Genomic DNA, 10088 nt, shown 5'->3' on the forward strand with positions numbered 1-10088 from the left:
TTGCGGGAGGGGGGAGAGCTGCGGGAGCGGGGAGAGCTGCGGGGCACAGGGGAGTCCGCGCCCTCCGTACCGGCAGAGCCGACTCCCCCGCCAGCGGGCCTGGCGCCCTGTCCGTCGGACCCGGCACCCTCGCCGGCAGGCCCCGCGCCCTTGCTGGTGGGCTCGGTCAAGACCAACATCGGGCACGCCGAGGCCGCCGCCGGGATCGCCGGACTCATCAAGGCCGTGCTCATGGTCGAGCGCCGTACGGTGCCCGCCTCGCTCCACCACGCCTCGCCCCACCCCTGCCTCGCCGAGCCCGGGTTCCCCGTCGCCGTGGCGGACCGTGCCGCCCCGCTGCGGCCCAGGGGCGAGCGCGCGGTGCTCGGGGTCAGCTCGTTCGGCCTGTCGGGGACCAACGCCCATGTGGTGGTCGGGGAGTTCACGGCCGAAGCCGCCGGGCCCGAGCCGTCCGCCATCCCCGAGCTGTCCGCCGTCCCCGAGCCAACCGCCGTCCCCGAGCCCTCCGCCACAGACGACGTACCCGGCCCGCACATCCTCGTCCTCAGCGCCCGCACGGACCGCGCCCTGCGGCAGCTCGCCCTGCGCTACGCGGCCCACCTGGAACCGGGCGGACACGGCCGGGGCCACCGACTGCGGGACATCTGCCGCTCGGCGGCGACGGGCCGGGACGCGCACCCGCTGCGGCTGTGGGCCGTGGGCGACACGCACGACGACCTGGCCGGCGTCCTGCGCGCCCTGGCGGCGGGCGAGCCGACGCCCGACGGCGCGCTGCACGAGGCGGGTTTCACCGGCCCCCGCGACGTGGTCTTCGTCTTCCCCGGCCAGGGCTCGCAGTGGACCGGCATGGGCCGCGACCTCCTGCGGACCTCCGACGCATTCCGCACGGCGATGCGGGAGTGCGACGCGGCGGTCCGCGAGGAACTGGGCTGGTCGGTGATCGAGCTACTGGAAAAGGGGCCCGAGCCGGACTCCGTGTCCGTGGTCCAGCCCGTCCTGTGGGCCATGGAGGTCGCCCTGGCCGCACACTGGCGCGCCCTGGGCGTCGACCCGGACCTGTGCGTCGGCCACAGCATGGGAGAGGCGGCGGCAGCCTGCGTGGCGGGCGCCCTGTCCGTCCGGGACGCGGCGCGGGTGATCTGCCGCCGCAGCGCGCTGATGCGCCGGCACGCAGGACGCGGCGCCATGCTCGCCGTGGAACTGTCCCCGCGGGCGGCGCACGCCCTGGTCGAGCAGTACGGGGACGGAGTCTGCGTGGCGGCCGAGAACTCCCCCGCCGCGACCGTCCTGGCCGGTGAGCCCGCCGTGCTCGACGAGATCGCCGCCGAACTGGACCGGCGTGGGGTGCTGTGCCGCCCGGTCGACGTCGACGTCGCCTCCCACTCCCCGCTGATGGACCGGGCGGCGCGGGAACTGCCGGCCCGGCTGGCGGATCTGGAGCCCGGCGTACCGCGCACGGACCTGTTCTCCACGCTCCGGTGCGCCCCGGTGACGGGCGGGGACCTCGACGGACGCTACTGGGCCGACAACCTCAGACAGCCGGTGCGCTTCGCCGAATCCGTACGCCGGATAGCCGAGGACCGGGACGCCGTCTTCGTGGAGGTCTCCCCGCACCCGCTGCTCGGCCAGGCGCTCGCGGACATCCAGCAGGCCGCGGGCCGGCCGCCGGCCGTGGTGTCCACGCTGGTGCGGCGGCGGAGCGAGCCGGCGCAGGCCCTGCGCGCGCTGGGCCGCGCGTACGGCCTGGGCGCGCGGGTCGACTGGCGGCGCTGGTTCGGGCCCGGCACGCCGGTGCCCCTGCCGCTGTACGCGTGGGACGCGCGCCACCATCGCGCCGACCCCGAGGCGGCGGCGCCGCGCCCCACCGCGCCGCGCCCGGCCGAACGCCGCTTGCGGCTGTCCCGGCTCACCGGCTCGCCGGATACGGCCGTGACGGTGCGCGGCGTCGCCCGGACGGCGGTCGTGGCCTACCTCCAGGCGGTCGCCGAGACGCTGCGCGACCTCGCCGGTGAGGGCACGGCCGAGTTGCGGGACGTACGCCTCGGCGACCGGCTGCCGACGCGCGCGCAGGCGGACGGGACGACGCTCGCGGTCCGCGTGCGGGAGACGCCGGACGACGGGTACGGGTTCCGCGTGGAGGCACGGCACGACTCCCCCGACGCGTACGGCGGTCCCGCCCTGTGCGTGTCCGGAACCGCCAGGATCGTGCCGGCGCCCTCGGGCGTCCCGTCGCGGGGCGAACTGGACGGGGCGCTGACGCGGTGCGGCGAGTACGTCCCGGCGGCCGAGTTCTACCGCGCTGCCGAGGCTCGCGGGTACCACGTCGGACCGGGGCTGCGGGCCGTACGGCAGCTGTGGCGGCGGGAGGGTGAGGCGGTGGCCCGGCTCGACCTGCCGGGCGGCGCCGGGGCGGACGCTCTGGAGGCCGCGCTGCTGGTCATGCTCGGGGCGTGGCCGCACGCCGGGGACGCCGACTGCGCGTACCGGCCCGTGTCGTTCGAGCGCGTCGTCCTGGCCGGGGTGGAGCGCGGCGAGGTCTGGAGCCTGGCCCGGTTCACCCCGGAGCGCGGCGGGGACCGCGCGCGCTGCGATGTGGTCCTCATCGGCGCGGACGGACGGGTGTTCGCCGGTTTCCAGGGCATCGGGCTGCTGCGCGTGCCGGAGGGCGGGTCCGCCGCCGTGACGCGGGTCCCGGCGGCGCGCGGTTCCGGCTCGGTCGCTGACCGGCTCTATCTGCACGCCGCCACCGTGCTCGGCACCACCGTCGACCGGGTCGACCCCCGGCGGTCGCTGCGCGACCTGGGCCTCGACTCGCTGATGGCTCTCCAGCTCCGGCGCGTCCTGCGGCAGGACCTCGGGGTGGAGCTGCCGGCCAGCCGGCTGCTGGGCGACGAGAGCGCGGGAACCCTGGCGGCCGGTCTGGCCGACGTACGCGTCTGACCGGCGGGGGCCGCCTCGGCGGGTGCACGACCTCTCCCCCGTATCCGCACCGACTCGATCCAGAACCAGGATATAAAGATGAACCACAGTACAGAGATGTGGTCGAGGGAGACGGAGACACCGATGGCAGCCGAGGAGGCCCAGCCCGCGCGCCCGCCCGGCAGGCGGGAGCGCAGCAGGCGGCGTATGCACGACCTCCTGTACACGTCGGCCCTGGAACTGTTCGCCGACCAGGGGTACGAACGCACCACGGTCGACCAGATCGCCGAGCGCGCCGACGTCGCGCGAGGGACGTTCTTCAACCACTTCCAGCGCAAGGAGGACCTGGTCACCGAGTGGGCGCGGCAGCGGCAGGACAAACTACAGGCGTTCATCGAGAAGTCCCTGGCCGACGAGGCGGACGACACCACCGTCCGCCTGGAGCGGTGCATGTCCGCGCTGGCCGACTTCAACGAGACGGAGCGCGACCTGACCCGGGTCATGCTGACGGCCTGGGTCAAGTCCGGCCAGCCGCTCCTGGAGGAGCCCGAGTACGCCGGACACGTCTTCGTACGGATCGTCTCGGCGGGCCAGGCCCGGGGGGACGTCGCGCTCGACGTCGACCCGGTGACGGCCGGCAACCTCCTGCGCGACGCCTACCTGGGGCTCCTGTACCGCTGGACGCAGGCGTCCGACGACCGGGCGCCCCTCCACGTCGAGTTGCGCGCCCTCCTGAGGATCGTCCTCACCGGCGTCCTGTCGTACACCCGACGCGGCTGGACGGCGGAGACCTCCTCCCCGCCACACCGTCCGTGACTGCCGGCGGGCCTCGGGATGCCGGTGGGCCTCCTCCCCCGAAGTGATGAGGCGAGTTCCCTCACTTCGGGCGAGGTGGCCCGTGGGGCGGTCCGCCTAGCCTCACGGACATGGGAAAGGCCATGGCGGAAGGGCGCGTCCAGTCATTGGACGTGCTGCGCGGAACAGCCATCATCGGGACATTGCTGACGAACATCTGGCTGTTCACTCAGTGGGGATTAGACGGGACGGCGACGGATTCCTGGCAGGAGGGAATATCCGAGGTCTCAGGAATGGTGTCCAACGGAAAGTTCCTCTCCCTCCTGTCCATCCTCTTCGGGGTCGGCATGGCCATCCAGTTCGACTCCGCGATGCGGCGCGGACACCGGTGGCCGTGGCGGTACGAGTGGCGTTCGCTCCTCCTGCTCGCGGACGGGTTCGTGCACTTCGCGCTGGTCGTGGACTTCGACATCCTGATGGGGTACGCGCTGACGGCGATGGTCGTGGCGCCACTGCTGAAGCTCCGGACGCGGTGGCTGGTCCTGGCGGCAGGCGTGGCCGTCGGATTCCATCTCTTCCTGCAATTCCGGGAGTTCTCGACAATCGCCGTGCCGACAACCGTGGAGCGGCGGACGGACGAACTCCCCGTGGACACCTGGTCGCCTCCCACGTCCTATGCCGACGAGGTCGCCTACCGGGTCGGCAATTTCTGGGAGTTGAGGTACGAGGCGTTCCAGATCGCGCCCCCGCTGTCGGCGTTCCTTTTCCTCATGGGCGTACTGCTGTGGCGGGCCGGGTTGTTCAAGGGCGGCGAGCGGGCGGGGCGCCTCGCGAACCGGCTCGCCGTGGGCGGGCTCGGCGTAGGGGTGCCGCTGATGCTGTGGGCGTACGTCGGGCTGCCCGGTGCGACGTACCTCGACTCGCTGTCCCGGTACACGATCGCCCCGGTGGTGGCCTTCGGGTACCTGGGGCTGATCCTGGTGCTGCTGCGGCGCGGTGGCGGACGCGGGTTCCTGGCACGGCAGGTGGCGGGGGTGGGCCGTACCGCCCTGTCGTGCTACATGCTCCAAAACGTCCTCGCGATGGTCGCGTTCAGCGCGTGGGGTCTCGGGTTCGGGCCGCTGGGGGCGGTGGGTACGGTGGTCGCGTGGGCGGTGATCAGCGGGATACTGATGCTGGCCGCGTCCTTGTGGCTGCGGCGTTTCTCGCAGGGGCCGTTCGAGCTGGTGTGGAAGGCCGCGGTGGACGCGCCGTTCCGCAAGCGCGCCGTCGACGTCCCGGCCCGGCAGCGCGTCGACGTTTCCTGACGGAGTTCTCATGTCGCGCTCGCACCATGTGACGGTCGCCGCCCTCGTGGCGGTCGCCGCCGCGATCGACCTCGGTGACCTGCACTGGTTCGGGTTCAGGCTGTCGTGGCTCGCGGTCGTCCTGGCCGCCGGGGTCACGCTGGGAGTGTCCCTCGTGTGGCACCGGACCCGCCCGGCTGCGGCGCTCGCGGTCGCCGGGCTCGGGTACCTCGTCGCGTGGACGGGGTTCGTGCTCATGCCCGAGCCGAGACTCGTGCCGACCATGGCGCAGGCCGCCGTCTGGGTCGTCGTCTTCGGGCAGATCGCCGAGGGGACCGACCGGATGCGGGTCGCCGCCGTCGGCGTACTCGGCGGGTGCGTCGCCCTGGACGCCCTCCAGAGCCTCCGGTTCGTCGGGGAGAGCGACGCGCCGCTGACGATGCTGCTGTTCAACGCGATGACCTCGACGTTCGTCCCCCTCGTGCTGTGCGCGGCGGCGTACGCGGTGCGCGGGCGCCTCCAGTTGGCCACGGCTCGGGCCGCGCAGGCCGAGCGGCTACGGGAGTTGGACGCGCGGTCCGCCGCCCACGCCGAACGAGTGCGGCTGGCACGGGAGTTGCACGACGTGGTCGCCAACCGGCTCAGCGCGGTCGCGATGCGGATCACCGCCGCCGGGCACGTACGGCGCAGCGCGGTGACGCCCGAGGGCGAGGTCCTCGACGAGATCGGGCGGGAGATCGACACGGCCCTCGGTGAACTGCGCAGCATGCTGGGGACGTTGCGCAGCGACGGCAGCGGTACGCCGACGGCTCCCCCGCCGTCGCTGGCACACGTCGAGGAGTTGGCGCTGCGGTGCGGGGCCGAGGTGGAGGTGGTCGTGGAGGGGGTGGCGGTGAGGTTGCCGAGCGTGGTGGATCTGGCGGCGTACCGGATCGTCCAGGAGGCGCTGGCGAACGTGAGCCGCCACGCCCGGCCCGCGCGGGCCGTGGTCACCGTCGGGTACCGCGAGGACGGGGTGCATCTGCGGGTCGACGACGAGGGGGCGTCCACAGAGGCGTCCGGCACTCCGGCCGGTCACGGAATCATCGGCATGCGGGAACGGGCGGCGTTGTGCGGCGGGTGGGCCGGTGCGGGGGCGCGGGCCGGCGGAGGGTGGACCGTCGAGGCGGTGCTGCCTCTGCGCGAACCGGCGCCCCACCCCGAGACGCCGACTCCCCTCGCATAAGCGACCCGAGCGAGCCGCGTCAATTCTCGTCGGGCGTCCAGGCCGCGACCAGGTCCAGCAGGCCGGGGAAGCGCGCGTCGAGGTCGTCGACACGGACGTGACTGCGGCGCTCCAGGCCGTACTGACGCTGCCGGGTGATGCCCGCCTCGCGCAGGGCCTTGAAGTGATGGGTCAGGGAGGACTTGGGACGGTCGAGGCCGAACCAGCCGCAGGTGTGGTCGAAGTGCTCCGACTCCAGGAGAAGTTTCCGCACGATCCGCAGCCGCAGCGGGTCGCTCAGCGCACCCAGCACCGTCTCCAGACGCAGTTCCTCCAGCCCGGGCTCGGGCAACGGCTCGGGCAGGTCGGCGGGTTCCGGCAGCACCGTGAAGTCCGGCACCCGTACGGACACCGGATGCGCCGTGGAAGGCATGGGCAACTCCTCATGACCAGAATCCTCTGTACGACTCCAATCGTACTGCCTGCTATGTTCGACAAAACTCGTACTGCACCAGCAGGAGGTACCTGTCATGCCGGAGAGTCGAACCACGCCCGTGAAGCCGGTGGGCGAGAGGGAGCCCGCGGGCGACGAGCCGTCGCAGGCGAGCCCCACCTGGTGGGTGTGGCTGGCCGCCTGGCCGGTCACCGCGGTGTTCATCCTGTCCAACGCGGCGACCCCGCTGTACGTGCTGTGGCAGCGCGAGATCGGGTTCTCCAAGGGCACCCTGACCGTGATCTTCGCCTTCTACATCGTCGGCCTGCTCGGGTCCCTGCTCGTCTCCGGCGTCGTCTCCGACCGGCTCGGCCGCAAGGCGGTGCTGCTGCCCGCTCTCGGGCTCGCGCTGACGGCCTGTGTCGTCTTCGCGACCGCGTCCAGCGTGGCCGCCCTGATCGTGGCCCGGCTGTTCACCGGCATCGCCGTCGGCTCGGTCGTCTCCGCGGGCATGGCCGCGGTGACGGACGTCGCCGGCCGACACCGCAAGCAACTCGCCGCCCTGCTCGCCTCCTGCGCCATGGTGCTCGGGGCCGGCCTCGGCCCGCTCGTCGCGGGCGTTCTGTCCGAGACCGCGCCCGCTCCCACCGTCACCGTCTTCGTGGTGGAGATGGCGCTGCTCGCGACCGCGGTCCTCGCCGTGCTGCGCATGCCCGTACGCCGGCCCTTGGCGGGGGCCGCGGGCGCCTGGATCCGCGTACCCGGCGTCCCGCACGGCAGCGGCCTGCACCTCACCCTCGGCATCGCCGTGTTCGCCCCCGGCATCACCGCCACGTCGTTCGTGCTCTCGCTCGGCCCGTCGCTGCTGTCCGGCCTGCTCGGCACCACCAGCCGGATCGCCGCCGGGGCCATGGCGTTCGCGATGTTCCTGACCGCGACCGGGGTGCAGTTCGCGGTCCAGAAGCTGCCCCGGCGCACCATCCTGACCGCCGGGGCGGTCGGCACCACGCTCAGCATGATCGCTCTCGCCACAGCCGTGCACACCTCGTCGGTCCCCGTACTGCTCGCCTCCGCGCTGCTGGCCGGGGCCGGCCAGGGCATGGGGCAGCTCGGCGGGCTCTCCCTGCTCAACCACAGCGTCCCGGCGCAGCGGCTCGCCGAGGCCAACGCGGCGCTCAACTTGGGCGGTTACGTACCGGCCGGCCTGCTGCCGGTCTCGGCCGGCTACCTCAGCGACGCCATCGGGCTGACCGACGGCGCGACCGTCTTCGCCGTCGTCCTGATGAGCCTGGCCGTCATCGGCGGCCTGGTGGTCATGGCCTCCCGGCGCCGGGTGGCCGAGCCCGCGTGAACGGCCGGCACCCTCACGCGTCGAGTTCCCCTTGGGCACGGACCGCGTGGAAGAGCAGGTCGCTCGATTCGGCCCAGCGGTCCACCACGTCCGTCCGGCCGTGCACGTCCGAGCTGTGCTGGGCGCCGAAGAAGGCGGAGACCAGCGCCCGCGCGACCGCCTGCGGCGACAGGCCTCGGCGGCGGCGGTCAGCAGGGAGTTCCGTCCAGTCGACGTACGGGGTCGGCAACTCGGTATCGATCTGCGGGCGTTCGATCAGTCGCGCCCCGGAAACCGACCGTCGCGGCCACCCTGCACACCGCCCCCGCCAGCCCTCCGAGGCACTCGCCCGCTGGGACGCCGCCATGGACGTGGTCAGCGACGCCCGTCGAGGACCCGGACCTGCCGTCGCCGCCGCCCAGGACCACGACCACCGTCTCGCCTCCCAGCACCTCGGCCGCCCCAGCCCGGCCCCACCGACTCCTGGGCCACCCACTACTCCCCAGGCCGCTGGGCCCACGAAACCGGCAACGTCATCGCTCATCGCCGCTCTGGCCGCCATCCATGCGGCTCGGCCGAAGATGAACCGCGCCGTGCAGCCGGGCGACGTCGACCTGGGCAACCGGCGCATCACCGTCGGCGGTCGTGCCCGCCAGCTCGACGGCATCGCCCGCCGTGCGGTCCTGGACCGGCTCGACCACCGCCGTCGAACTCGGCCCGACCGGCAGCCTCTGGACCGCCCGGGCCACCCGCAACCTCACCGCCGCCCTCGAACAGCTTCGCGTCGACCGCCAGCTCGAAGAAGCCCTCACCCACGGCGCCGACCCGCCCCACCTCTCCCTCGCCCTCGTCTTCGGCATCGACGAGAAGACCGCCATCCGCTACGCGGACTCAGCCAGGCAGCTTCTCCAGGCCGACCCGGAAACCGGCCTCGGAGAACATCGGTACGGCGGCTGGCGCTGAAATTGACCGTGGTCGGCTAGCACACAGGCTGGAGACACCTCCGACCTCGTCGCCCGCGATCAGCCCTGCGTCTCCTCGCGGCGTCCAAGAGCAGCCGCATCGGGTACGACGAGCAGCTTGCCGGTGGTACGCCGAGCCTCCAGATCGCTGTGGGCCTGGGCTGCCTCGGACAATGCGTAGCGGCCCGTCACGGTGACCTCAAGCGCCTTGGAGCGCACCCACTCGAACACATCGGCGGCCCGTCGGAGCAGTTCGGACCGATCGGCGATGTAGTCCCCGAGGCTGGGCCGGATCAGGGTCAGCGAACCGCCTTGGGCGAGCCGGATCGGATCGAACGGCGGCACGGCACCACTGGCCGCGCCGAAGAGCACGAGATGGCCGCGGGGTCGCAGGCTGGCGAGGCTCGCATCGAAGGTGTGCGCACCGACGCCGTCGAAGACGACCGGCAGTCCCTGACCGCCGTTGAGCCGCCTCACCTCGGCTGCGAGATCGTCGACCGCGGAGGAAAGGACCACCTCAGCGGCCCCGGCACGCTTCGCCAGCTCGGCCTTCGCCGTGGTCGACGTCGTGCCGATCACCTTGCCGCCGAGATGGGTGATGAGCTGGGTCAGAAGCAGCCCCATGCCGCCGGCAGCCGCATGCACGAGCACCGTGTCGCCCCCTTGAACCGGGTAGGCGTCCTTGACGAGATAGTGCGCGGTCATGCCTTGGAGGAGTACGGCGGCGGCTGTCTCGAAGTCGATATCGTCGGGCAGCGGCACCAGCCGGGAGGAGTCCACGACGGCCCGCTCGGCATACGTGCCGGGAATCTCCGCCCAACCGACCCGGTCCCCGACCGCGACGTCAACAACGCCGGGTCCGACTTCGACGACCGTGCCGGCACCCTCAGCACCCGGGGTAAAAGGCAGCGGCAGGCTGTACCGGCCCTCCCGGTGGTAGACGTCAAGAAAGTTGACCCCGGCTGCGGCGACCTCCACGACCGCCTCACCCGGCCCCGGCCGCGGCTGGTCCACCTCGGCCACCTGCAACACCTCGGGACCGCCCACTTCGTACACCTGAATCGCTCTCATGACCCCTCCAATTAACGGCTCATCCGCCACCAACCCGGTAGATGGCGATCCAATTCCCGGCAACCAGCCCAGCCCACCGCCCCCACCG

General features: G+C 72.8%; 9 protein-coding genes. 6 read left to right on the top strand and 3 right to left on the bottom strand.

The window, feature by feature from the left end; genetic code table 11:
• The first annotated feature begins 156 nt into the window (after nucleotides 1-156).
• From AOK24_RS28550 to AOK24_RS28565, 4 genes are all read left to right on the top strand, one after another.
• Nucleotides 157-2940, top strand: a complete 2784-nt coding sequence (locus tag AOK24_RS28550) for an acyltransferase domain-containing protein (protein ID WP_240554170.1) — start codon at nucleotides 157-159, stop codon at nucleotides 2938-2940.
• A 123-nt stretch (nucleotides 2941-3063) separates the two neighbouring features.
• On the top strand, nucleotides 3064-3735 hold the full coding sequence (locus tag AOK24_RS28555; protein ID WP_240001130.1) for a TetR/AcrR family transcriptional regulator: 672 nt from the start codon (nucleotides 3064-3066) through the stop codon (nucleotides 3733-3735).
• Between the two features lie 110 nt (nucleotides 3736-3845).
• Entirely contained in the window at nucleotides 3846-5021 is a 1176-nt protein-coding gene (locus AOK24_RS28560) for a DUF418 domain-containing protein (RefSeq protein WP_107104071.1), read from the top strand.
• A 10-nt stretch (nucleotides 5022-5031) separates the two neighbouring features.
• Nucleotides 5032-6225, top strand: coding sequence for a sensor histidine kinase (locus tag AOK24_RS28565; protein WP_055722935.1), 1194 nt, complete (start codon nucleotides 5032-5034; stop codon nucleotides 6223-6225).
• Between the two features lie 19 nt (nucleotides 6226-6244).
• On the opposite strand, the gene AOK24_RS28570 is transcribed toward AOK24_RS28565, so the two are convergent.
• Complete coding sequence (locus AOK24_RS28570; protein WP_206191278.1) at nucleotides 6245-6637, bottom strand: ArsR/SmtB family transcription factor; 393 nt, start codon at nucleotides 6635-6637, stop codon at nucleotides 6245-6247.
• Between the two features lie 97 nt (nucleotides 6638-6734).
• Between AOK24_RS28570 and AOK24_RS28575 the strand changes: the two genes are divergently transcribed.
• Nucleotides 6735-7988 carry an MFS transporter gene (locus AOK24_RS28575; protein WP_055722936.1) on the top strand — a complete coding sequence of 418 codons (1254 nt, stop codon included), beginning with the start codon at nucleotides 6735-6737 and terminating at the stop codon, nucleotides 7986-7988.
• A gap of 13 nt (nucleotides 7989-8001) precedes the next feature.
• On the opposite strand, the gene AOK24_RS28580 is transcribed toward AOK24_RS28575, so the two are convergent.
• Nucleotides 8002-8217, bottom strand: coding sequence for a hypothetical protein (locus AOK24_RS28580; protein WP_055722937.1), 216 nt, complete (start codon nucleotides 8215-8217; stop codon nucleotides 8002-8004).
• Nucleotides 8218-8612: 395 nt separating this feature from the next.
• Here AOK24_RS28580 and AOK24_RS28585 point away from each other — a divergent pair, with 395 nt between their 5' ends.
• Entirely contained in the window at nucleotides 8613-8930 is a 318-nt protein-coding gene (locus AOK24_RS28585) for a hypothetical protein (protein ID WP_133258188.1), read from the top strand.
• Nucleotides 8931-8989: 59 nt separating this feature from the next.
• Here the strand turns inward: AOK24_RS28585 and AOK24_RS28590 are convergent, their stop codons facing one another.
• The gene (locus tag AOK24_RS28590; RefSeq protein ID WP_055722939.1) at nucleotides 8990-10000 is read right to left on the bottom strand and encodes a quinone oxidoreductase family protein; all 1011 of its coding nucleotides are present in this window, start codon (nucleotides 9998-10000) and stop codon (nucleotides 8990-8992) included.
• Nucleotides 10001-10088 lie beyond the last annotated feature (88 nt).

The sequence above is a fragment of the Streptomyces niveiscabiei genome (genome assembly GCF_001419795.1).
GTDB classification, from domain to species: Bacteria; Actinomycetota; Actinomycetes; order Streptomycetales; family Streptomycetaceae; genus Streptomyces; species Streptomyces niveiscabiei.